Raw genomic sequence first — 276 nt, forward strand, 5'->3', positions numbered from 1 at the left:
TCCTGCGATTTCACGTCGTTGACGACGCGGTTATCGATGCTGAGCGTGCCGGACGTGATCGTCTCGAGGCCGGCGACCATCCGGAGCGTGGTAGACTTCCCGCAGCCGGACGGGCCGACGACGACGAGGAACTCGCCGTCGTCGATCGACAGCGACACGTCGTCGACCGCGACGATCTCCTCGTCGCCGTCCTGAAACGTCTTCGTTATCGAGTCGAGTTCAAGCGTTGCCATATCTTTGTGTTGTGGTCGGTGTCGAGTGGTCGGTCGCGCGCCG

The 276-nt window shown here is 62.7% G+C and carries 1 protein-coding gene; it reads right to left on the reverse strand.

Annotated elements, in window-relative coordinates; genetic code table 11:
• Positions 1–233: ATP-binding cassette domain-containing protein (locus EXE44_RS19040; protein ID WP_137718117.1), on the reverse strand; the 233-nt coding region annotated here is incomplete at its 3' end.
• Positions 234–276: the final 43 nt, after the last annotated feature.

This window comes from Halorubrum sp. SS7 (assembly GCF_005435055.1).
Taxonomy (GTDB): Archaea; Halobacteriota; Halobacteria; order Halobacteriales; family Haloferacaceae; genus Halorubrum; species Halorubrum salinarum.